21 protein-coding genes are annotated in these 22,004 nt (G+C 60.3%); 4 read left to right on the top strand and 17 right to left on the bottom strand.

The annotated features are described in order from the left end of the window. Positions 1–213 precede the first annotated feature (213 nt). Entirely contained in the window at positions 214–1,434 is a 1,221-nt protein-coding gene (locus tag CCGE531_RS09495; protein WP_120666671.1) for a bifunctional 2-C-methyl-D-erythritol 4-phosphate cytidylyltransferase/2-C-methyl-D-erythritol 2,4-cyclodiphosphate synthase, read from the top strand. Next, on the top strand, positions 1,431–1,928 hold the full coding sequence (locus tag CCGE531_RS09490) for a CinA family protein (protein WP_120663927.1): 498 nt from the start codon (positions 1,431–1,433) through the stop codon (positions 1,926–1,928). Before CCGE531_RS09495 ends, CCGE531_RS09490 begins: the two co-directional genes overlap by 4 nt. A 12-nt stretch (positions 1,929–1,940) precedes the next feature. On the opposite strand, the gene CCGE531_RS09485 is transcribed toward CCGE531_RS09490, so the two are convergent. From CCGE531_RS09485 to CCGE531_RS09420, 14 genes are all read right to left on the bottom strand, one after another. Beyond that, positions 1,941–2,387: a type II toxin-antitoxin system RatA family toxin gene (locus CCGE531_RS09485; protein WP_120666669.1), complete on the bottom strand. Its 447-nt coding sequence runs from the start codon at positions 2,385–2,387 to the stop codon at positions 1,941–1,943. 9 nt (positions 2,388–2,396) lie between these two features. Further along, complete coding sequence (locus CCGE531_RS09480; protein ID WP_120666667.1) at positions 2,397–2,945, bottom strand: AAA family ATPase; 549 nt, start codon at positions 2,943–2,945, stop codon at positions 2,397–2,399. Between the two features lie 201 nt (positions 2,946–3,146). Continuing rightward, complete coding sequence (gene lipA, locus CCGE531_RS09475) at positions 3,147–4,118, bottom strand: lipoyl synthase (RefSeq protein WP_120663926.1); 972 nt, start codon at positions 4,116–4,118, stop codon at positions 3,147–3,149. A 36-nt stretch (positions 4,119–4,154) separates the two neighbouring features. Then, positions 4,155–4,403: a GlsB/YeaQ/YmgE family stress response membrane protein gene (locus CCGE531_RS09470; protein WP_092715509.1), complete on the bottom strand. Its 249-nt coding sequence runs from the start codon at positions 4,401–4,403 to the stop codon at positions 4,155–4,157. 102 nt (positions 4,404–4,505) lie between these two features. Next, a complete protein-coding gene (locus CCGE531_RS09465) occupies positions 4,506–4,760 on the bottom strand; it encodes a GlsB/YeaQ/YmgE family stress response membrane protein (RefSeq protein ID WP_120663925.1) in 255 nt (84 codons plus the stop codon). A gap of 55 nt (positions 4,761–4,815) precedes the next feature. After that, a complete protein-coding gene (gene lpdA, locus CCGE531_RS09460) occupies positions 4,816–6,261 on the bottom strand; it encodes a dihydrolipoyl dehydrogenase (RefSeq protein WP_120663924.1) in 1,446 nt (481 codons plus the stop codon). A gap of 52 nt (positions 6,262–6,313) precedes the next feature. Further along, complete coding sequence (locus CCGE531_RS09455) at positions 6,314–6,955, bottom strand: SGNH/GDSL hydrolase family protein (protein WP_120663923.1); 642 nt, start codon at positions 6,953–6,955, stop codon at positions 6,314–6,316. A gap of 138 nt (positions 6,956–7,093) precedes the next feature. Next, complete coding sequence (locus tag CCGE531_RS09450) at positions 7,094–8,461, bottom strand: pyruvate dehydrogenase complex dihydrolipoamide acetyltransferase (RefSeq protein ID WP_120663922.1); 1,368 nt, start codon at positions 8,459–8,461, stop codon at positions 7,094–7,096. A 15-nt stretch (positions 8,462–8,476) separates the two neighbouring features. Beyond that, positions 8,477–9,859, bottom strand: coding sequence for a pyruvate dehydrogenase complex E1 component subunit beta (locus CCGE531_RS09445; RefSeq protein WP_120663921.1), 1,383 nt, complete (start codon positions 9,857–9,859; stop codon positions 8,477–8,479). Positions 9,860–9,877: 18 nt separating this feature from the next. Further along, positions 9,878–10,921, bottom strand: coding sequence for a pyruvate dehydrogenase (acetyl-transferring) E1 component subunit alpha (pdhA, locus tag CCGE531_RS09440; protein ID WP_120663920.1), 1,044 nt, complete (start codon positions 10,919–10,921; stop codon positions 9,878–9,880). Positions 10,922–11,078: 157 nt separating this feature from the next. Continuing rightward, entirely contained in the window at positions 11,079–11,390 is a 312-nt protein-coding gene (locus CCGE531_RS09435; protein WP_120663919.1) for a septum formation initiator family protein, read from the bottom strand. A 221-nt stretch (positions 11,391–11,611) separates the two neighbouring features. Beyond that, a complete protein-coding gene (eno, locus tag CCGE531_RS09430; RefSeq protein WP_092845195.1) occupies positions 11,612–12,886 on the bottom strand; it encodes a phosphopyruvate hydratase in 1,275 nt (424 codons plus the stop codon). 149 nt (positions 12,887–13,035) lie between these two features. Next, the gene (gene kdsA / locus CCGE531_RS09425) at positions 13,036–13,875 is read right to left on the bottom strand and encodes a 3-deoxy-8-phosphooctulonate synthase (protein WP_120663918.1); all 840 of its coding nucleotides are present in this window, start codon (positions 13,873–13,875) and stop codon (positions 13,036–13,038) included. Continuing rightward, positions 13,872–14,759: a VOC family protein gene (locus tag CCGE531_RS09420; RefSeq protein WP_120663917.1), complete on the bottom strand. Its 888-nt coding sequence runs from the start codon at positions 14,757–14,759 to the stop codon at positions 13,872–13,874. Before CCGE531_RS09420 ends, kdsA begins: the two co-directional genes overlap by 4 nt. A gap of 422 nt (positions 14,760–15,181) precedes the next feature. Here CCGE531_RS09420 and lexA point away from each other — a divergent pair, with 422 nt between their 5' ends. Then, positions 15,182–15,904, top strand: a complete 723-nt coding sequence (gene lexA, locus CCGE531_RS09415; RefSeq protein WP_120663916.1) for a transcriptional repressor LexA — start codon at positions 15,182–15,184, stop codon at positions 15,902–15,904. Here lexA and CCGE531_RS09410 read toward each other — a convergent pair. Then, on the bottom strand, positions 15,885–18,338 hold the full coding sequence (locus CCGE531_RS09410; RefSeq protein ID WP_120663915.1) for a ComEC/Rec2 family competence protein: 2,454 nt from the start codon (positions 18,336–18,338) through the stop codon (positions 15,885–15,887). The two genes, lexA and CCGE531_RS09410, sit on opposite strands and share 20 nt — an antisense overlap. 290 nt (positions 18,339–18,628) lie before the next feature. On the opposite strand from CCGE531_RS09410, the gene gltA reads away from it, so the two are divergent. Continuing rightward, positions 18,629–19,918 (top strand): citrate synthase, encoded by a 1,290-nt coding sequence (gene gltA / locus CCGE531_RS09405; protein ID WP_120663914.1) that lies wholly within the window; start codon positions 18,629–18,631, stop codon positions 19,916–19,918. A gap of 26 nt (positions 19,919–19,944) precedes the next feature. On the opposite strand, the gene lpxB is transcribed toward gltA, so the two are convergent. Both lpxB and CCGE531_RS09395 read right to left on the bottom strand, forming a co-directional pair. Further along, the gene (gene lpxB, locus CCGE531_RS09400; protein ID WP_120663913.1) at positions 19,945–21,126 is read right to left on the bottom strand and encodes a lipid-A-disaccharide synthase; all 1,182 of its coding nucleotides are present in this window, start codon (positions 21,124–21,126) and stop codon (positions 19,945–19,947) included. Then, positions 21,123–22,004 (bottom strand): LpxI family protein, encoded by an 882-nt coding sequence (locus tag CCGE531_RS09395; protein WP_120663912.1) that lies wholly within the window; start codon positions 22,002–22,004, stop codon positions 21,123–21,125. Before CCGE531_RS09395 ends, lpxB begins: the two co-directional genes overlap by 4 nt.

Below are 22,004 nucleotides of genomic sequence, written 5' to 3'. Positions count from 1 at the left end.
CTGCACTATTTTTAGACACGCTTTGAAAGTTTGCCAAGGGGGTTTGGAGAATCCCGATATTTTTTGAGCAGATGCTGGAAAATACTCAGTTGAGGCGATAGACCCTGCTGAAGCAGGATCTCGTTTGACGATCTATTTAGCATGTGCTTGTTCAAAAGAAAGCTCCACGCTTTCAAAGCCATGCCGGAGACGAGCCTTTATCCTTCGGGGGTTATGACGCAAATGCATTCAACGCAACCGCTGTCGGTGGGAATCGTGATCGTTGCCGCCGGGCGCGGCGAACGGTCGGGCTCTCCAGAAGAAGGTCCCAAGCAATATCGCCCGATCGGCGGCAGAGCGGTTATTACGCATACGCTTGAAAGATTCGTGACATGGCCGCAGACATCGAAGATCGTCGTGGTCATTCATCGCGACGACGAAAGGCTGCTCCGCTCGGCACTGGAGCAGGTTACCGGCCTGCCTGATGTCGAGATCGCCTTCGGCGGCACGACACGCCAGCAATCCGTGCTTGCCGGACTTCGGCAACTGAATGGAAGCGGTGTGACGCATGTCATGATCCATGATGCCGTGCGCCCCTTCTTCGACCATGATCTGCTGGATCGCGTTGCCGCAGCCCTTGCAGAGGGCGCGCCGGCCGTGCTGCCCGCCATGCCCGTCACAGACACGCTGAAGCGCGGCGACGCAAGCGGGCTGGTCATTGACACGGTCCCCCGCGCCGGGCTTCACGCCGCGCAGACGCCGCAATCCTTTCGCTTCGCCGATATTCTCGCCGCGCATGAAAAAGCGGAGGCCGCCGGCAAGACCGATTTCACCGACGACGCGGCGATCGCGGAATGGTGCAACCTGCCGGTGACGCTCGTGACCGGCAGCGCCGACAATGTGAAACTGACCATCAAGAGGGATATCGCCATGGCCGATGAAAAGCTGAGTGCTGGCCTGCTGCCCGACGTGCGCACCGGCAATGGCTATGACGTGCACCAGTTGGTGCCCGGCGACGGCGTAACCCTTTGCGGCGTGTTCATTCCGCACGATCAGAAGCTGAAGGGGCACTCGGACGCCGATGTTGCCTTGCACGCCCTGACCGACGCGTTGCTCGCCACATGCGGTGCCGGCGATATCGGCGACCATTTCCCGCCCTCCGATCCGCAATGGAAAGGTGCCCCTTCCCGCATCTTTATCGAGCATGCGGCAAAGATCGTGCGCGAGCGCGGCGGCACCATCATGAATGCCGATGTCTCGCTGATCGCCGAAGCGCCGAAGATCGGGCCGCATCGCGACGTCATGCGCGCCAGGCTTTCCGAGTTTCTGGGCATCAGCCTCGAGCGCTGTTCCGTCAAGGCAACGACAAACGAGACGATCGGCTTCGTCGGCCGCCGCGAAGGTATCGCGGCCATCGCGACGGCGACGGTCGTCTATCGCGGAGCCAAGACATGATGCATTTCCCGGATGAGATTCTCGCGCTCGCACACAAGATCGTCAGTGACTTCACCGAAAAGGGCTGGATGGTCGCCACGGCCGAATCCTGCACCGGCGGCCTGATCGCCGGCGCGTTAACGGAAATCCCCGGCTCATCCGCCGTGGTCGATCGCGGCTTCGTGACCTATACCAATATCGCGAAGATGGAGATGCTCGGCGTTCAGGAACAGACGCTTGCGCAGTTCGGCGCGGTGTCAAAGGAAACGGCGCTGCAGATGGTACAAGGCGCCCTCTTCCGTTCCCGGGCCGATTTTGCCGTGGCCGTCACCGGTATTGCCGGGCCTGGCGGCGGCTCCGCCGAAAAGCCTGTTGGACTGGTTCATCTCGCAGCCAAGGCGCGCCGCGGTACGCTCATCCATCACGAAATGCGCTACGGCGATATCGGCCGCGACAAGGTCCGGCTCGCCACGTTGAAGACGGCGCTGGAGATGCTTGTCGCGCTCAGCCGATAACCGGGCGCGTCCTCAAGCATATATCTTGCTCGCGCGCGTCTCGAAGGCATCCGTGAACATGCGGAAAGCCCGATCGAACATCGATCCCATCAGGGCGCCGAGGATGCGGCTCTTGAACTCGTAGTCGATGAAGAAATCGATACTGCAGCCGCCATTTTCCGACGGCGTGAAGCGCCAGCGATTGTCGAGATATTTGAAGGGCCCGTCGATATATTTCACATCGATCGCGCGCTCCGCCTTGTTCAACAGCACCTGCGTCGTGAAGGTCTCGCGGATCGCCTTGTAGCCGACGGTCATATCGGCAATCAGCAGGATCTTGCCGTCGCGTTCCTTGCGGTTGCGGATGGTGAGCGCCTCGCAAAGCGGCAGGAATTCGGGATAGCGTTCCACGTCGGCGACAAGGTCGAACATCTGGTCGGGCGAATGCGGAACGGGACGATGAGTTTCGAATTGAGGCATGAGCCGCAATTAAGCAGGACGGCCAAGAAGATCAAGAAGCTGACGCATTTCGCCGCGGGATTTCAGCTGCAAAACGGGTACGTTTGGGCCGTGCTCGACAAGGCCGGCAAGCACTTTGGGCGCAAATTTCTGCTCCCAATCCCATATGTAATGCAGGAACTCCCAATCGATGCGCTCGGGACAACCCGGCGCCATATCCGGGCGCGACCGCCCCAGCCATCGCAGCGCTCTCGACAGGGCCCCCCACATGCACAGCCAGCGCGGCATGCGTACCCAGAGAACAAGCTCAGTGCGCGGCAATCTCAGATCAAAACTGGATGGCCCGGTCCCATCGATCAACCAGCGATCCTCAGCAACCTTGGCGGCGATCAGGGAACGTTCCTCGGCCTTGTCTCTCTTTACCCAGCCGGGCAACCAGAAAAACTCGCGATCCATCGAGATATAAGGCAGGTCCAGATGAACGACGATTTTCTGCGCAAGTGTCGACTTGCCCCCACCGGAGCAGCCCATGATGAGGATGCGATTCGCCTTTTTAAGAAGGGTAACCCCTTCATCCATATCGACGGCATGGGCAAGCGCCTGCGGCGCGACGATCTGCTCCACGGTTCAGCTCCATAGTCTCATCTAAAGCGCCGAAACCGGTAACAAACGGCGGCGTGTTCCCTAGGCCGCCTTGATGACAAAGAGATGACGGCGCGAACAAAAACCGCGGCACAATCGCCGCGGTTCGTTCGAATGGCAAGATGTAATTTGGTGCGCTTATTCGGCAGCCAGCAGCAGCTTCTTTTCGCGAGCGGCGCGCAGACGCTCGAAATCGTCGCCGGCATGATGCGACGAGCGCGTGAGCGGGCTGGAAGCGACCATCAGGAAGCCCTTGCTATAGGCGACCGTCTCGTAGGATTTGAACTCTTCCGGCGTCACGAAGCTCATCACCTGATGATGCTTGCGCGTCGGCTGCAAGTACTGGCCGATGGTGAGGAAGTCGACATCGGCGGTGCGCAGGTCGTCCATCAGCTGCAGCACTTCGTTGCGCTCTTCGCCGAGGCCGACCATGATGCCGGACTTGGTGAACATTGTGGGGTCCAGTTCCTTGACCCGCTGCAGCAGGCGGATCGAATGGAAGTAGCGCGCACCGGGACGCACGGTCAGATAATTACCCGCGACCGTTTCCATATTGTGATTGAAGACGTCCGGCTTGGCGGCAACGACACGCTCCAGAGCGCCCGGCTTCTTCAGGAAGTCCGGCGTCAGGATCTCGATCGTCGTCGCCGGCGAAGCGGCTCTGATCGCCCAGATCACCTTCTCGAAATGCTCGGCGCCGCCGTCTGCGAGATCGTCACGGTCGACCGAGGTGATGACGACGTGGCTGAGGCCCATCTGCTTGACGGCCTTGGCAACATTTTCCGGCTCCGCCATGTCGAGCGCATTCGGCTTGCCGGTCGCGACATTGCAGAAGGCACAGGCGCGCGTACAGATCTCACCCATGATCATGAAGGTGGCGTGCTTCTTATCCCAGCATTCGCCGATATTCGGGCAGCCGGCTTCCTCGCAGACCGTGACGAGCTTGTGCTCCTTCACGATCGAGCGGGTCTCGGCATAGCCCTTCGATGTCGGCGCCTTCACGCGGATCCAGTCCGGCTTGCGCAAGACTTCCGTATCCGGCCGATGCGCCTTCTCCGGGTGTCGTACGCGCTTGGCGTCCGGATTGATCGTATCGAGAATGGTGACCATGAAACGTCTACTTTCCGCCGCTTGAAATGCGGCCCTTCATCGCCGAGCGAATTTGGCGAGGAATATCAGAATGCATGCACCGATGAAACCGGTGATGAAAAAGCCGAGCCGGCCGCCGGGTACGCCGACATGTAGGGCCACCAGAAGCCCCGCTGCGACCACCGAGCCGGCGATGCCGAGGATGATGTTCAGGATAATGCCGTAGCGCGCATCCATCAGCTTGCCTGCGAGCCAACCCGCAAGACCGCCGATGATGATCAGACCCAGCCAACCGACACTTTCCATCACATACCCGATCTCAGAGCATTTCCGTCACGGAAATGCTCAATCCTTTTGTTTTTCGCAATTCCGGACGGAAAACCGCTACGCACTTTTCCTGGAATTGCTCTAGACGATCAATCTCGCCAACAGCACCACGATGATCGCGCCGACGGTGGCATGGATGATTTCCACCACAAGCGCATTTTCAATGCCGAGCGAAATCCCGAAATAGTGAAACAGGAAGCCGCCAACGAACGCTCCGATCACACCGCTCACCAGGCAACCGACGAGCCCGCCTCCTCCGACGATCAGGCTCGCGAGAAACCCCGCGACCAGCCCGATGAGAAGAAAGACGATCCAACCTTGAGCAGCTATAGACATGTTGATTTCCTTTCCTGATTTCCACCCCTTGGATAGAGGGCATGGCAGGAAATTATCAAGCGTTCAGCACCCGGCCGTAGGCGTCCAGCACCGCTTCCTTCATCGTTTCCGAAACGGTCGGATGCGGGAAGATCGTGTGCATCAGTTCTTCTTCCGTCGTCTCCAGGTTCATGGCGACGACGAAGCCCTGGATGAGTTCGGTAACTTCGGCGCCGACCATGTGCGCGCCGAGCAGCTCGCCGGTCTTCTTGTCGAAGATGACCTTGCAGAGACCCTGGTCTTCGCCGAGAGCAATCGCCTTGCCGTTGGCAACGAAGGAGAAACGGCCGACGCGGATATCGTGGCCGAGTTCCTTGGCCTTGGCTTCGGTCAGGCCGACGGAAGCGACCTGCGGCTGGCAATAGGTGCAGCCCGGAACCTTGCTCTTGTCCGTCGGATGAACGTTCGGCAGGCCGGCGATCTTCTCGATGCAGACGACGCCCTCATGCTCGGCCTTGTGGGCGAGCATCGGCGGGCCGGCGACATCGCCGATGGCGTAGATGCCGGGAACATTGGTCTTGCCGTAGCCGTCGATGACGACGCAGCCGCGGTCGGTCTTCACGCCGAGCGCTTCAAGGCCGAGATTTTCGATATTGCCCTGCACGCCGACCGCCGAGATCATGCGGTCGGCAACGATCTGCTGCACCTTACCGTCTTCCGTTTCGACATGGGCGGTGATGCTGTTGGCGGCCTTGTCGACCTTCGTGACCTTCGCCTTAGTGAAGATCTTCAGGCCACGCTTTTCGAGCTGCTTGCGGGCGATGCCGGAGACTTCGGCATCCTCGACCGGCATGATCGTCGGCATGACTTCGACGACGGTGACATCGACGCCCATCGAGTGATAGAAACTTGCAAATTCGATGCCGATGGCGCCCGAGCCCATGACGAGCAGCGACTTCGGCAGGAAGTCCGGCTTCAGCGCTTCGAAATAGGTCCAGATCAGCTTGCCGTCCGGCTCGATGCCGGGCAGCGCGCGCGGGCGGGCGCCGGTCGCGACGATGATGTGCTTGGCGTTGTAAGTGCCCTCGCCCTTGACGTTCTTCGGCACCGGATGCTGCGGTTCGACGACGGGCTTGGTCGACTTGCTGACGACGATCTCACCCGGCTTGGTGATCTTGGCTTCGCCCCAGATGACGTCGATTTTGTTCTTCTTCATCAGGAAGCCGACGCCGGCGTTGAGGCGGGCGGAAACGCCGCGCGAGCGGGCAACGACGGCCTTCACATCCGCGCTCACCTTGCCTTCGAGAACGAGGCCGTAATCCTTCAGGTGGTTGGAATGATCGAGAATTTCGGCCGAGCGAAGCAGCGCCTTCGTGGGGATGCAGCCCCAGTTAAGGCAGATGCCACCCAGGTGCTCGCGCTCGACGATCGCTGTCTTCAGGCCAAGCTGGCCGGCGCGCACGGCGGCGACATAACCGCCCGGACCGGAGCCGATGATAATGACGTCGTAATTCTCAGCCATGTGTTTCCTGCCTTATTGGTGGCGGCGGATCGGAGCCGGCGCCTTGAATGTGTCAGAGACCGAGCATCATCCGCACGATCGGCTCGAGGCCGCGACCGAGCGCCCGGGTGTTTTCTGCATCGAGATGAACGCCATCGAGCGGCGTGGTGACGGCGACCGTATTGGCATCGAAGAAGCCGCAGCCGAGCTCGTCGGCCAGATCGCTGTAGAGCGTCGGCAGCTTGGTCGATTCCTTGACCGCGCCGAGATAGCTCGCCGCAAAAGCCGGATTGGCCGTCTCGGAGATTGCCGGCGGGGCGACGATGAGGATATCGGGCGCCTCGTAGTCGAACCCCCAGGCGTGATTACGCACGAGCTGGACCAACCGGCTGATGCCCTGCAGCGCAGCAAAGGCCGAGCCGGCAACGACCGGCTTCATGTCGTTGGTGCCGAGCATGAGGATTACGAGATCGAGCGGATTGTGGGTCTGCAGGATCGTCGGCAGTATCCGTGCGCCGTTGCGATCGCAATCGGCGAGGTGATCGTCGAAAGCAGTAGTACGACCATTCAATCCTTCCGGAATGACGCGCACCTGGCTGCCGAGCGCCTTTTGCAGCACGCTCGGCCACCGATCTTCATAGGCATGACGGCCGATCGTCTCGGCGCTGTAGCCCCATGTCAGCGAGTCGCCGTAACACAGAACAGTCTTGGTCATTCATGCCTCCGTGTCGCGACCAGAGCGTGATGCCGAAAAGTGTAAGCGGTTTTCGGACGACATCACGCTCTACCTATTTGTTTCTAGAGCGGATTCAGATTTTAGGTCGAATAGACCTAAAATCATCCGGCTCTAAGCTCAGACGAGCATCCCCATCGGGTTTTCGATGTAGCCCTTGAAGGCTGCCAGGAGCTCGGCGCCGAGTGCACCGTCGACGGCACGATGGTCGGTCGACAGCGTGACGGTCATCACGGTGGCAATCGCCATCTCGCCCTTCTTGACGACCACGCGCTGTTCGCCCGCACCGACGGCCAGGATGGTCGCATGCGGCGGGTTGACGACGGCGGCGAAGTTCTTGACGCCCATCATGCCCATGTTCGACACGGCCGTGGTGCCGCCCTGATACTCCTCGGGCTTCAGCTTGCGCTCCTTGGCGCGCTTGCCGTAGTCCTTCATCTCGTTAGAGATGGTCGAGAGCGTCTTCTGCTCGGCGCTGCGGATGATCGGGGTGATCAGGCCGCCCGGAATGGAAACGGCAACGCCGACATCGGCATGCTTGTGCTTGACCATGTTGCTGTCGGTCCAGGAGACGTTGGCATCCGGAACGTCGCGCAGCGCGAGAGCCAGTGCCTTGATGACCATGTCGTTGACCGAGAGCTTGTAGGCCGGCACGCCGTCCTTCGACTTCGGAGCGGAATCGTTGAGCTGCGTGCGGAGCGCCAGCAGCGCGTCGAGTTCGCAATCGACCGAGACGTAGAAGTGCGGGATCGTCTGCTTGGATTCCTGCAGGCGCTTGGCGATCGTCTTGCGCATGCCGTCATGCGGCACGAGCTCGTAGGAACCTTGCTCGAACAGCTTGAGGACGGCATCCTCGGACATGCCCTTAGGTGCTGCGGCCGGAGCGGCAGCGGCCGGCTGTGCAGCTGGCGCAGTTGATGGAGCAACCTTGGCGGTGCCGCCGGAAACCGCAGCTTCGATATCCTTCTTGACCACACGGCCATGCGGGCCGGAGCCGGAAACCGCGGTCACATCGATGCCGGCTTCCTTGGCGAGGCGCCGAGCGAGCGGCGAAGCGAAGGTACGATGACCGTCGTTTGCTGCCGGAGCCGATGCAGCAGGTGCCGGAGCGTTTGCGGCAGGGGCCGAAACGCTTGCCGGAGCGGGGGCTGCAGCAGATGCTGCCGCCGGAGCTGCTTCGGCCTTCGGTGCTTCCTTTGCAGCCGGAGCAGCGCCAGCGCCGGAAGCTGCGGCCGCGACATCCTCGCCATCGGCGGCGAGGACGGCGATCAGGGCATTGACCTTCACGCCTTCGGTGCCGGCAGGAACGACGATCTTGGCGACGGTGCCTTCATCGACGGCCTCGACTTCCATCGTTGCCTTGTCAGTCTCGATCTCGGCGAGCACGTCGCCGGACTTGATCTTGTCGCCTTCCTTGACGAGCCACTTGGCGAGGTTGCCCTCTTCCATGGTCGGCGAGAGGGCAGGCATGGTGATGTTGATAGGCATCGATGAGCCCTCCCCTTATTTGTAGCAAACGGCTTTCACCGCATCGACCACTTCAGCGACGTTTGGAAGCGCCAGCTTTTCGAGGTTGGCGGCGTAAGGCATGGGTACGTCCTTGCCGGCGATCGTCAGGATCGGCGCATCGAGATAATCGAAGGCCTGCTGCATGACGCGGGTGGCGATCTCCGTGCCGACGGAGGACTGCGGATAGCCTTCCTCGACGGTGACCAGGCGGCCGGTCTTCTTGACCGATTCGATGATCGTCGGAAGATCCATCGGGCGGATGGTGCGCAGGTCGATGAGTTCGACATCGATGCCCTGGGCTTCCAGCTCGGCGACGGCCTTGGTGGCATAGGTCATGCCGATGCCGAAGGAGACGACCGTTACGTCCTTGCCCGGACGATGGATGCGGGCCTTACCGATCGGCACAACGAAATTATCCAGCTTCGGCACATCGAAGTGCTGGCCGTAGAGGATTTCGTTTTCAAGGAAGATGACCGGGTTCGGATCGCGGATGGCAGCCTTGAGCAGGCCCTTGGCGTCGGCTGCCGTGTAAGGCATGACGACCTTGAGCCCCGGAATGTGGCTGTACCAGGCCGCATAGTCCTGGCTGTGCTGAGCGCCGACGCGGGCTGCCGCGCCGTTCGGGCCGCGGAAGACGATCGGAGCGCCCATCTGGCCGCCGGACATATAGAGCGTCTTGGCGGCGGAGTTGATGATCTGGTCGATCGCCTGCATGGCGAAGTTGAAGGTCATGAACTCGACGATCGGGCGAAGGCCAGCCATCGCGGCACCAACGCCGATACCGGCAAAACCATGCTCGGTGATCGGGGTGTCGATGACGCGGCGGGCGCCGAATTCCTGCAGCAGACCCTGGGTCACCTTATAGGCGCCCTGGTATTCTGCGACTTCTTCACCCATGACGAAGACGTCCGGGCTGGCGCGCATTTCTTCGGCCATTGCATCGCGCAGTGCTTCACGCACCGTCATCGATACCATTTCCGTGCCGGCCGGAATTTCCGGATCGGCTGCTGCGGCAACCTTCGGCTGGGCCGGAACCGGTGCTACTGCGGGCGCCGGAGCGGCTGCGGGGACCTCGGCCTTAGCAGGCTCGGCAACGGGTGCCGCCTTTTCGGAAGAAATGGCGTCAGCGGATTCGCCGTCCTGCAGCAGGATGGCGATCTTGGCGTTCACCTTGACGCCTTCGGTGCCGGCGTCGACCAGCAGCTTGCCAATGATGCCTTCGTCAACGGCTTCCACTTCCATGGTGGCCTTGTCGGTTTCGATTTCGGCAATGACATCACCGGAAGCGACCTTGTCGCCTTCCTTCTTGAGCCATTTCGAAAGGGTACCCTCTTCCATCGTCGGAGAAAGGGCGGGCATGAGAATATCGATGGGCATGGATCGTCCCTCCCCGATTTAGAGCAGAATGTCGGTGTAGAGCTCGGATGCGTCCGGCTCCGGATCGTTCTGGGCGAAATCGGCGCTGTCTGCGACGATGTCGCGGACATTCTTGTCGATATCCTTCAGATCGTCTTCGCTCGCCCAGCCCTTTTCGAGAAGGCGAATACGGACCTGCTCGATCGGGTCGTGCTCGGAGCGCATCTTCTGCACTTCGTCCTTAGAACGGTACTTGGCCGGGTCGGACATGGAGTGACCACGATAACGATAGGTCAGCATTTCCAGGATGATCGGGCCCTTGCCGGAGCGGCAATGCGCGACGGCTTCGTCAGCCGCGGCCTTGACGGCGCGTACGTCCATGCCGTCCACCTGGATGCCGGGAATGCCGAAGGATGCGCCGCGCTTGGAGAAATCGGCCTGCGCCGTGGCGCGCGCCGTCGACGTGCCCATGGCGTAACGGTTGTTTTCGATCACGAAAATGACAGGCAGCTTCCAGAGCTGCGCCATGTTAAAGCTTTCGTAGACCTGGCCCTGGTTGGCGGCGCCGTCACCGAAATAGGCAACGCTGACATTGTCATTGCCGCGATACCAGTTGGCAAAGCCGAGACCGGTGCCGAGCGACACCTGGGCACCGACGATGCCGTGGCCGCCGTAAAAATTCTTCTCCTTGGAGAACATGTGCATCGAGCCGCCCTTCCCTCGGGAATAGCCGCCCTGGCGTCCGGTGAGCTCGGCCATGACGCCGCGCGCGCTCATGCCGGTTGCCAGCATATGGCCGTGGTCGCGATAGCCGGTAATGACCTGGTCGCCATCCTTCAGCGCCAGCTGCATGCCGACGACGACAGCTTCCTGGCCGATATAAAGGTGACAGAAGCCGCCGATGAAGCCCATGCCGTAAAGCTGGCCGGCCTTCTCCTCGAAGCGGCGGATCAGGAGCATCTCACGATAAGCCTTGAGCTCCGCATCACGATCGAATTCTGCGATCGGGCCGCCATTGGTTTCCTTGGCGGGCCTTGATGCTGTCTTACGGCTGGAAACGGTCGCGTTTTTTCGCGGCGCCATTCAACCCTCCCTGTGTGAGTAGCCTCGTTTTATGGTGAGGCGTAACATAGGCAAGATTGTTCGCCACAGCAATGCTATAATTGCATGGCTCATATTCTTCGCAAATTGTTGATATAACTTACAAAAAGTCGATTAACCTGAATTCGGTTAATTGCGGCTATTTGTTGAAGATGACGATTTCGTTCGCCTTGGAATAGGTCAACTGATAGCGCGCATATTGATCGAGCATGTCCTTGTCCAAGGAGCCGTCGCTCAAGAGCGTGACCTCCTTTTCAAGGTGCTCGCGCCTGCCGACGAGATCTGCCAGTTCCTTGGCGCGGTCGATGCGACGCTGCTCGAATACTTCGGTCGCCTTCAGGCCGTAGTCGCCATGGATGCAATGATAACCGAAATAGCTCACAAAGGCGATGGTGATGGCGGGAAGGATGAAACGCCCGAACTTTCTCTTCTTATGATACTTTGTCCACATACTCGCTCGAACGCTCTGGCTTTAAGCAATCCCGCTCCAAAGCCAATGCCGCTTCGGACAAGATCACATCAAATCAAACACCTAGAGCTAATGTAACCGGCAGAGATTAACCGTCCGTTGACTCTAACTGCGCGGCCCAACAAAAAACCGCACCCGAAGGCGCGGTTTAATTTCAGCGAATACTCTCGTCGCGGATCCAAGCGGATCCCGCTGATCAGGCATCAGCCGCGCAGGATGGAACGGCCGGCATACTTTGCCTGCGGGCCGAGCGCTTCTTCGATGCGGATGAGCTGGTTGTACTTGGCGAGACGGTCGGAACGCGACAGCGAGCCGGTCTTGATCTGGCCGCAGTTGGTGGCAACGGCGAGATCGGCGATCGTGGAGTCTTCCGTTTCGCCCGAGCGGTGCGACATGACGGCCGTGTAGTTGGCCTTGTGCGCGGTCTCGACAGCATCGAGGGTTTCGGTCAGCGAGCCGATCTGGTTGACCTTGACGAGGATCGAATTGGCAACGCCCATGCGGATACCGTCGCGCAGGCGGGCGGAGTTGGTGACGAACAGGTCGTCGCCGACGAGCTGGGTCTTCTTGCCGATCAGGTCGGTCAGCGTCTTCCAGCCTTCCCAGTCGTCTTCGGCCATGCCGTCTTCGATCGAAACGATCGGGTACTTGGCGGCCAGTTCGGCCAGGTATTCGGCCATCGCGCCGGATTCCAGCGTGCGGCCCTCGCCTTCGAGCACGTACTTGCCGTCCTTGAAGAATTCGGTCGAGGCGCAATCGAGGCCGAGGGCGATTTCTTCGCCCGGCTTGTAGCCAGCCTTTTCGATGGACTTCATGATAAAGTCGAGGGCTGCCGGGGCGCTGGAGAGGCCCGGTGCAAAGCCGCCTTCGTCACCGACGTTGGTGTTGTGGCCCTGCGATGCCAGTTCCTTCTTGAGGACGTGGAAGATTTCCGAGCCCATGCGCACGGCGTCGCGGATGGATTCCGCGCCGACCGGCAGGATCATGAATTCCTGAAAGTCGATCGGGTTATCGGCATGGGCGCCGCCGTTGATGATGTTCATCATCGGAACCGGCAGGAGGCGGGCATGAGCGCCGCCGACATAGCGGTAGAGCGGCAGGTTGGCGCTTTGGGCGGCAGCCTTGGCGACCGCAAGCGAGACGCCGAGGATGGCGTTGGCGCCAAGGCGCGACTTGTTCGGCGTGCCGTCGAGTTCGATCATGATGTTGTCGAGCTGGATCTGGTTTTCGGCGTCCATGCCGCCGATCGCATCGAAGATTTCCGAGTTGACGGCTTCGACGGCCTTCTCGACGCCCTTGCCATGGTAGCGCTTGCCGCCATCGCGAAGCTCGACGGCCTCATGCGCGCCGGTCGACGCGCCCGACGGAACCGCCGCGCGGCCCATGCTGCCGTCTTCGAGGTAGACATCGACTTCGACGGTCGGATTGCCACGGCTGTCGAGAATCTCGCGGGCGATAATGTCGGTGATTGCGGTCATGATAGCTTCCTGCTCGCTGGTTTATAAATCGATTTAAATCGTCTTAGTCGAAGGCACGGAAATTTCAATGCCGATCCGCGCGCCGATTTGGCACTCCTGCAGGCCGCGTAAAGCAAAATCATGTCAGCCTGTTGAATGCCTGATATTTCTTAGGCCTTGGCCACGGCGTCAAAGGCCAGCAGCTTTTCCAGAAGCCGCGGCATATCCTTCAGATAGACCATGTTCGGGCCGTCCGAGGGCGCGTTATCCGGGTCCTCATGCGTCTCGACAAAAACACCTGCAACGCCGACAGCGACAGCGGCGCGCGCCAGCGTCTCGACGAATCGGCGGTCGCCGCCGGTGGAGCCGCCCTGCCCGCCGGGCTGCTGCACGGAATGGGTCGCATCGAAGATGACAGGCGCGCCCATAGCCGCCATGATCGGCAGCGAGCGCATATCCGAAACCAGCGTATTGTAGCCGAAGGAGGCGCCCCGCTCGCACAGAAGAATATTCGGATTGCCGCTCTCATTGAGCTTGGCAAGCACGTTCTTCATATCCCAGGGCGCGAGGAATTGACCCTTCTTGACGTTGACAACACGGCCGGTCTGGGCGGCGGCAACCAAAAGATCGGTCTGGCGCGACAGGAAAGCCGGGATCTGCAGGATATCGACCGTCTTGGCGACGATGGCGCACTGCTCCTCCGTGTGAATGTCGGTCAAAACCGGAAAGCCATATTCCCTCTTGAGGTCGGCAAAGACTTCCATGGACTTTTCCAAGCCGATGCCACGCTTGCCTGACAGAGAGGTCCGGTTCGCCTTGTCATAGGAGGACTTGTAGACAAGGCCGATGCCGAGCTTACCGCAGAGCTCCTTCAGGACTCCGGCGACCATGAAAGCATGGTCACGGCTCTCCATCTGACAGGGGCCGGCAATCAGCGACAGCTTGGCGGCATTGGAAAAGAGGACCTTGGAGGCACCCTCGCCGACGGTGACTTCGGAATTCGTGCTCATGCTATCTCCTCGAAGGCGAATAATGCGCCCTGTCCGGGCGCCAGCCTTGCCAGTATACGATTGTTCTTACGCGTGTAAGTGACGCCGTTAGCAGTGAAATGCGACGATGTCACGGAAAGATCGCGCGTCTTGAAAAGGATTGCGCGTGCCCTCAGCCCGGGATCGCTGGTGTGAACCGGCAAATCGTAGAATGCTTCCATTCCTTCCGGCGTCAAAAGTTCGACATCGGCATTGGCAGCCTTGATCGTCAGGCCGAAGGAGTGCTTGATGACTCGCGGACCGCCAACGATCTCTTCGAAAAAGGTGCGATACGCCGCTGGTTTCAGCGCGGAAAGCGCCACTCGTGCGATGCCGGTCACGCCGTTTTCGTGACGCTCGAGCACGCCGCGGTCGGTCGGCAGCGGATTGATGCGCTGGCAGCAGAAGGCCAGGAAATCCGGCGCGCGCAGATCGGCCGCAAATGCGAGGCGAAAACCGGCCGTGGTTTCCGTTCCGTCCGGCATCTTCATCTGCCGGGAGAAATCCAGCATGCGTCCGGCCGAGATCGCCGCCACCTTGAAACGCTCGTCATCGCCGACGGCATCGTCCGTACCGAAAACCACGGCCGAAAATCCATCCTCGGCGACGCGGAAGCGATAGGCCTGGTCACGCGCAACGAAGACATTGCCGTCGGCAATACTCGTCTCGCATTGCTCCTGGGATGCCACGCCCAAAGGTTCGAGATAGGTCTTGTCGGCAAGGAAGACGCAGGCATTTTCGGTGCCGAACGGATGGCGGGCGTCCGGCGCCACCGTGAAGCCGAGCTTGCCCAGCCGTTCGCGCGCCAATGCGATGTTGACGGTCGGCAGCACGAGATGATCCAGCGGATGCGGCGACAAAGTCATGGTTCCCCCTGTTTGCCTGCAAAAGCAGATTTGCGCCCATACAAAGCTGAATTCAAGACGAAAACCAAGCCGTGAAGGCGCGCGACAATGGAAACCGGACGCAACCCTGGCAACTGGACCGCACTGATTCTCAACTGTAGCCGGCTTATGCGGCGGATCGTCGTCTTCATCCGCACATCAAGATCCGGAGATGGGCCTGAAGCGTTCACGAAACGAACAGAGCGGCATTTCTCATATTTATCGATGGATTAGCGCGGATATAACTCTCAAGGGTTTTCAGGCGATCCATTCGATGGCGGCAATTATTTGATCCGCCCGGCAAGGCTTTACCGAAATTTAAGCACTTGCGGAACACATATGGAACATATAGTGTCCGTTCTGGATTTGTTTCACGGTTTTTCTTGATTTGGGGTTCCAAGACGATGTTGACGCGCAAGCAGCAGGAACTGCTTCTCTTCATTCACGAGCGGATGAAGGAGTCGGGAGTCCCGCCATCTTTCGACGAGATGAAGGACGCACTGGATCTGGCATCCAAATCCGGCATTCACCGTCTGATCACGGCGCTCGAGGAACGCGGCTTCATCCGCCGCCTGCCGAACAGGGCGCGGGCGCTCGAAGTCATCAAGCTGCCGGAGGCCTATAATTCAAGCCTGCAGCCGCGTCGCGGCTTTTCGCCGAGCGTTATCGAGGGCAGCCTCGGCAAACCTCAGCCGGTCGCGCCGCCCGCCCCGGCAAAGGTTGCGAACGACGACCACAATAGTTCCGTATCGGTACCGGTCATGGGGCGCATCGCTGCCGGCGTTCCGATTTCCGCCATTCAGAACAATACGCATGACATTACCGTTCCCGCCGATATGCTCGGCTCCGGCGAGCATTATGCGCTCGAGGTCAGGGGCGATTCGATGATCGACGCCGGAATTTTCGATGGCGACACAGTCATCATCCGCAATTCGACGACGGCCAATCCCGGCGATATCGTCGTTGCGCTCGTCGACGACGAAGAGGCAACGCTGAAGCGCTTCCGCCGCAAGGGCGCCTCCATCGCGCTGGAAGCCGCCAATCCCGCCTATGAAACCCGTATCTTCGGGCCGGACCGCGTCAAGGTCCAAGGCAAGCTCGTCGGCCTTATTCGGCGCTATCACTGACCGGTGATTGTGGCGCGATCGGCGTGCCGGACTTGTCTGCGCGCCAATCGTAAGTTCGATGCCGTGTCCATGGTCGTCGAGGGTTTTCGAATGCTGCGGAAATGATCGGCGTATCGGCGCCGAGGGTCATTTCAAGAGAGCCGGTTCTTCGCAGTGTTGCGCCCGTTATGAGCATTGCGCCGGAACGGCAATGATCAAGCCGCAGCCGGATCGGCGTCACGACGATGTTTGCAGTATCGCAAGCCGGCGGCAGATAGGCGGCATTTTCGATGGTGACCAACATGGCGCCGTTATCAAGCATCGCCACGCACCATGCGCCTTTCTGACAGGCGAAGCTTCCCTGCATCGTCCTGTCGAGCGCTTCTTCCATTGCCTTGCGCACAGCATTCTGCTCTTCCCCGCTTAACCGGCGATGGCGATCGGTCGTCTTGTTGATCTGCGGAAGCCGGCTATCGCCAGGGAGAATGGTGGGCGGCTGATGTTCGGTTGCGACCAGTGCCTTCCGCCATTGTTCGAAAATGAAAGCCTGCGGCCTTTCGCGATTTGTGGCGAGTATATCGTCCTGCCGCAGCGCAACCAGGACACCATCCTCGGAAATCATCAGATCCGGCTTCGGCACGCCGGAGCCGAATGCCGCCACGCCGGTGGATGAGAGCAGCAACAGCAGGCCCAAATGGCGAAGCCGGGTCCGCAGCATGGTCATGATCAGGAAGCCGGCAATGAAGATCGGCAGCAGCCAGGCTGGCTGGCGGCCGAAGGTGATGTCGCCTCCCCAGCCAGCCACGGTTTTGGCGATCAGGATGACGAGTTCCAGTCCCTCTCCGGTGACTTTCCAAAACGGCCCGTCCAAGCCGAAGGGCATGAGCAGCATTGCCACCATGCCAAAGGGCATGACGATGAAGGAGACGACCGGCATGGCTGCGAGGTTGGCGGCGAGACCATATGTCGCCAGCCGATGAAAATGCTCGATCGAGAAGATGGCCGTCGATGCGCCGCCGATGAACGAGGTCGACAACACGCCGCCGAAGAAGCGCGAGACAAACAGCAGCGGGCTTAGCAGACGGATCCGCGAGAGAATGTTTTCGCGATGCCGCCGTCGTTTCCATAGCGAATAGCCCGACACCAGCGCCAGCGTCGCTGCATAGGACATCTGAAAGCTTGGACCAAGCACCTGCGACGGCGACAGAACGAGGATGACGATGGCGGATAGGGCGACATTGCGAAGGCTGAGCGACGGCCGATCGAAAAGCACGGCCACCAGCATGATCGCCATCATGATGAAAGCGCGCTCGGCGGATACGCCGAAGCCGGAAATAAGGTAATAGGCCGTTACCGTCAAAAGCGCGCCGAAGGCCGCGAACTTCTTGGTCGGCCAGGCCTGCGCAACTCCCGGAAACAAACTGAACAGATAGCGCAGGCCGATATAGAAGATGCCGGCCGACAGCGCCATGTTCAGCCCTGAAATTGCAATGATATGGGTGAGACCGGCAATTCGCAGCGACTCGGTCGTATCCTTGGAGATCGCACGTCGCTCATCGGTGACGAGCGCTGCGGCAAAGGCGCCCGTATCTCCCGGCAAGGTTTCCCTGATCCGGTCGCCAATGCTGTTGCGCAGGCCAGCAAGCCAGATATCGGCCTTATCCAGCAGCGGCTCCGCGAGATTATCACCAGACGGGGACAATCGGGTCGGGGTGCCGTAGGCGAAACCGTTCGCACCGATGCCATTGAAATAGGAGCTGAAGGCGAAATCGTTGAGGCCTGGCAGTGCCGGTCCTGCCGGCGGTGTCAGACGCGCCCTGCCCTGCATCCGATCACCGAGGTTAAACGGCTCCACCTGCTTGCGGACGAAGATCGTGATCCGTTCCGGCGAACGGCGAATTGTGGGCTTTTCCGTTGCCTCGACCCGGACGACATAGCGCCAGCCTCCATTGTCATAGGATTCGCGTCGCTCGATCCTGCCGGTGACGGTCGTCGTCACCGCAGAGTCGAGCATGACAGTGGAAGCCCGCCAGCTTTCCCATTGAGCCAGTGTCATACCGAGACAAATTAGCATGCCGGCGAAAAGAAGGTGGCGAAACAGCCTCCCCGCTTCTCGCCGGAGCGCGAAGCTAGCGGCAAAGACAAACAGGCCCGCAAGCACGGCTTGCGGCGGCGGATCGCTGCCAGCTTCAAACCAGAAGATCGCACCGAGACCCATATAGATCGGCGCGAAAAGGACGGCCCGGCCATGTGAAGCCTCCTCTTCGACCAGCCGGGCAATACTGCCTCGAATGCGGCCCGCGATCAAAAGGAAGCGCGATGTCAGCGGCGCCAGATCCTGCGTCCGCTCCCCTTGCGGTGCCTTGGCGCGGAGCACAATCGTCGCAACAGCAGGACGAAGCTGCGGAGGCGCAGCGACATCCCGACCATCTTCCCGCTGCTCCGCTGCCTCCAAATTAGGCACCCGCCGCCGCCCCCGCGTAAAACCACAGCTTTTGCGCGATTTTTGCCGTCACTATCTGGTGATTTCAACCGAAATCGTCATGAGAGAGACCAAATTGAGCCGGTTTCCCGACGCGGCACGATCAGTGACGCTGCTGCAGTGCCCAAAAGTTGATACTGCAATGCACAATTCGGCACTAGGATAACTTGGCATTAGGCTCTGGATCATATAGCTAGTCGGTAGTCGCTTAACCTTTTGGCGCTTTTTATGGCGTCAATCCCGCCAAATCTTGGAGGATCAGCATGACGGAACAAAGCGCGAAACTAACTTGGGGTGAAAAGACGGTCGACCTGCCGGTCAAGACCGGAACCATCGGCCCGAGTGTCATTGATATTGGTGCCCTTTATAAGAACACCTCCACGTTTACTTACGATCCTGGCTTCACCTCGACCGCATCGTGCGAGTCCAGCATCACTTATATCGATGGCGACGAAGGCGTTCTGCTGCATCGCGGCTATCCAATCGATCAGCTGGCCGAACACGGCGATTTCCTGGAAGTATGCTACCTTCTTCTCTACGGCGAGCTGCCGACGACAGCGCAGAAGAAGGACTTCGACTATCGCGTGACCCACCACACGATGGTGCACGAGCAGATGTCGCGCTTCTTCACCGGCTTCCGCCGCGACGCGCATCCGATGGCCGTCATGTGCGGCTGCGTCGGCGCGCTCTCCGCCTTCTATCACGACTCGACCGACATCACCGATCCGCATCAGCGCATGGTCGCAAGCCTGCGCATGATCGCCAAGATGCCGACGCTCGCCGCCATGGCCTACAAGTACCATATCGGCCAGCCTTTCGTTTATCCGAAGAACGATCTCGACTATGCGTCGAACTTCCTGCGCATGTGCTTTGCCGTTCCGTGCGAAGATTATGTCGTCAATCCGGTGCTCGCCCGCGCCATGGACCGCATCTTCATCCTGCATGCCGACCATGAGCAGAACGCTTCGACCTCGACGGTTCGCCTGGCAGGCTCTTCCGGCGCCAATCCGTTCGCCTGTATTGCAGCGGGCATCGCCTGCCTCTGGGGTCCGGCGCACGGCGGCGCCAACGAAGCAGCACTGAACATGCTCAGCGAGATCGGCTCCGTCGACCGCATTCCGGAGTACATCGCCCGCGCCAAGGACAAGAACGATCCGTTCCGCCTGATGGGCTTCGGTCACCGCGTTTACAAGAACTACGATCCGCGCGCCAAGATCATGCAGAAGACGGCGCATGAGGTTCTCGGCGAACTCGGCATCAAGGACGATCCGCTGCTCGACATCGCAATCGAGCTCGAACGCATCGCTCTGACGGATGAATATTTCATCGAGAAGAAGCTCTATCCGAACGTCGACTTCTACTCCGGCATCACGCTGAAGGCTCTCGGCTTCCCCACGACCATGTTCACCGTTCTGTTCGCTCTCGCCCGCACCGTCGGCTGGATCGCTCAGTGGAACGAAATGATCGAGGATCCGCATCAGCGCATCGGCCGTCCGCGCCAGCTCTATACCGGCGCACCGCTGCGCGAATATGTGCCTGTTTCCAAGCGCTAAGCTTCGGAATTGAAACAAAAAACCGGTCAGAGATGACCGGTTTTTTTATGGGACAAAACATCCAGGAGAATCGCCGCCGCCTTGTCGCCCGGCGGCTCCTCCGTTTGCATTCGGTGCCAGACGAGATCGTAGCCCACAAGCATCGCGGCGCGCTCGGGAGTATCGTTCGACAGGCGCTCCATGTAACGAGCCAGCAGGCCGGGCCGCAAAACATCGTTGATGAGTTCCGGCACCACGGCGTAGTCGGCAATCAGGTTCGGCAGGGCCGCCGACCATACCTTGATGCGCGACATCACGAACCTGGCCAGCCACTCCGTCTTATAGGCCGAAACCACGGGAATGCCAGCAAGGCTCAACTCCAAGATCACGGTGCCTGATGCGGCCATGGCGGTATCAGCCTGTCCAAAAGCCTCCCATTTCGCCTCCTGACCGACGAGGATTTCCGGTTTGACGCTCCAATTTTCGAGAAGCAAACGCACGAGGGCTTCTTGCTTCGGCACCGTCGGCAGCAGATAGCGGACATCGTCATTTCGCCGACTAAGCTCTTCGGTAGCCCGCTCAAAAACTGGAAGAAGTTGGCGGATTTCCGAAGCGCGCGATCCCGGGAGAAGAAGGACTGTCATCTTAGCATCGGCGGCAGTCGTGCTGCGCAAAGCGCGCCGGCGACGCGCCTCCAGCAGGTTGGCATCCACCGTCAGCCGATGGCCGACATAGGTCGTGGCCGGACCGCCCAGGCGCTGCATCGCGGCGGGTTCGAACGGCAACACGGCCAGTACATGGTCGACATAGGCGAGCATCTTCTGCGCGCGATATTCCTTCCACGCCCAGACGCTGGGGCAAACATAATTGACGATCGGAAGATCAGGCAGAGCCTTGCGCACCCTCTTCGCGACGCGATGGGTGAAATCAGGGCTATCGATGATGAGAAGCACGTCAGGCTTTGCGGCAATGATGGCTTCGGCCGTCTGCCGGATGCGGGCAAGCAGCTTCGGCAGACGCTTGATGACCTGGATGAAGCCCATGATCGACAATTCGGAATAGTCGAAGAGCGAGCGCAAGCCCTGCGCTTCCAATGCCTCGCCGCCGACGCCCATCAGCTCGACGGGGCCGTCGTAACGACTCTTCAGGGATGCAACGAGATCGCCCCCCAGCAGATCGCCGGAAACCTCGCCGGCAACGACGGCAAGTTTCAAAGGCGCACCGCTCACATGAAGCCCTCCGCGCTCAAGCCACGATCGATGCCACAAACGAAAATGCCGGCTTCGTCCGCGGCGGCGATGACAGCCTGCCGATCGAGGATCAGCGCTCTCCCCGCTTCGACGGCGACGCCGGCGAGACCGGCTTTCCTGGCGTTCGACACCGTAGACACCCCTATGGACGGCAGGTCGGCCCGGACATCCTGTTGCGGCTTGCAGAGCTTGACGAGCACGCCCCGCCGGCGCGTCGAGATGCGCCCCGCCGCGCGCAGTTCGGCAACCCGCTCGATCATCTTGTCCGTGCCCTCCGCGCCTTCCAGCGCGACGACACGCCCACCGACGCTGACGGCGCCCTGACCGACATCCAGCAACCCCAGCGCATCGGCGGCCTTCGCACCTTGCGCGATATCGCGCAAATCCTCTGCGGACGGCGAGTGGCGGCCGAGCGGACCGGTGGTCGCCAGCAGATCGGGCGCAATTTCATGCGCTCCAACGACTTGAACGCCGCCGGCTTCGATCAAGCGGATGACCATTTGCAGCACGGCATTGTCGCCGCCGGAAAGAAGCGTGCGGATAGTCAGGGGCAATTCTTTGATCACACGCCACGTCGGATGGATCTCGCGCCAGGGCGGACGACGCGCGACACCGCCCGACATCACGACGCGGTCCACGCCATGACGGCGGAACATCGCCTCCAGGCCCGCGAAGTTGCCGACACCGAGATTGGCATGATCAAAGGCGGACCAGTCCCGATCAGCCTCATCCGTTAATGCGATGATGACGGGATTTTCACCGGCCTGGCGGGCGGCGTCGGCGACATAAACCGGCAAAAGCCCGCTGCCTGCGATAATCGCCAGCCTGCCTTTGCCGCTTTGGCCGGCCGAAACCAC

Source organism: Rhizobium sp. CCGE531, assembly GCF_003627795.1.
In the GTDB taxonomy this organism is placed as follows: domain Bacteria; phylum Pseudomonadota; class Alphaproteobacteria; order Rhizobiales; family Rhizobiaceae; genus Rhizobium.
This window is presented reverse-complemented; position numbering and strand designations above follow the sequence as displayed.

What these genes read in the sequence shown, in the direction of transcription:
- CCGE531_RS09450 (WP_120663922.1), bottom strand. Translation starts at nt 8,461, where the DNA reads ATGCCTATCAACATCACCATGCCTGCCCTCTCGCCGACCATGGAAGAG.
- CCGE531_RS09420 (WP_120663917.1), bottom strand. Translation starts at nt 14,759, where the DNA reads ATGACTTTGTCGCCGCATCCGCTGGATCATCTCGTGCTGCCGACCGTC.
- CCGE531_RS09455 (WP_120663923.1), bottom strand. Translation starts at nt 6,955, where the DNA reads ATGACCAAGACTGTTCTGTGTTACGGCGACTCGCTGACATGGGGCTAC.
- lpdA (WP_120663924.1), bottom strand. Translation starts at nt 6,261, where the DNA reads ATGGCTGAGAATTACGACGTCATTATCATCGGCTCCGGTCCGGGCGGT.
- kdsA (WP_120663918.1), bottom strand. Translation starts at nt 13,875, where the DNA reads ATGAGCACGAATTCCGAAGTCACCGTCGGCGAGGGTGCCTCCAAGGTC.
- gltA (WP_120663914.1), top strand. Translation starts at nt 18,629, where the DNA reads ATGACGGAACAAAGCGCGAAACTAACTTGGGGTGAAAAGACGGTCGAC.
- CCGE531_RS09445 (WP_120663921.1), bottom strand. Translation starts at nt 9,859, where the DNA reads ATGCCCATCGATATTCTCATGCCCGCCCTTTCTCCGACGATGGAAGAG.
- CCGE531_RS09470 (WP_092715509.1), bottom strand. Translation starts at nt 4,403, where the DNA reads ATGGAAAGTGTCGGTTGGCTGGGTCTGATCATCATCGGCGGTCTTGCG.
- CCGE531_RS09495 (WP_120666671.1), top strand. Translation starts at nt 214, where the DNA reads ATGACGCAAATGCATTCAACGCAACCGCTGTCGGTGGGAATCGTGATC.
- lexA (WP_120663916.1), top strand. Translation starts at nt 15,182, where the DNA reads ATGTTGACGCGCAAGCAGCAGGAACTGCTTCTCTTCATTCACGAGCGG.
- pdhA (WP_120663920.1), bottom strand. Translation starts at nt 10,921, where the DNA reads ATGGCGCCGCGAAAAAACGCGACCGTTTCCAGCCGTAAGACAGCATCA.
- CCGE531_RS09485 (WP_120666669.1), bottom strand. Translation starts at nt 2,387, where the DNA reads ATGCCTCAATTCGAAACTCATCGTCCCGTTCCGCATTCGCCCGACCAG.
- eno (WP_092845195.1), bottom strand. Translation starts at nt 12,886, where the DNA reads ATGACCGCAATCACCGACATTATCGCCCGCGAGATTCTCGACAGCCGT.
- CCGE531_RS09465 (WP_120663925.1), bottom strand. Translation starts at nt 4,760, where the DNA reads ATGTCTATAGCTGCTCAAGGTTGGATCGTCTTTCTTCTCATCGGGCTG.
- CCGE531_RS09480 (WP_120666667.1), bottom strand. Translation starts at nt 2,945, where the DNA reads ATGGATGAAGGGGTTACCCTTCTTAAAAAGGCGAATCGCATCCTCATC.
- CCGE531_RS09435 (WP_120663919.1), bottom strand. Translation starts at nt 11,390, where the DNA reads ATGTGGACAAAGTATCATAAGAAGAGAAAGTTCGGGCGTTTCATCCTT.
- CCGE531_RS09490 (WP_120663927.1), top strand. Translation starts at nt 1,431, where the DNA reads ATGATGCATTTCCCGGATGAGATTCTCGCGCTCGCACACAAGATCGTC.
- lipA (WP_120663926.1), bottom strand. Translation starts at nt 4,118, where the DNA reads ATGGTCACCATTCTCGATACGATCAATCCGGACGCCAAGCGCGTACGA.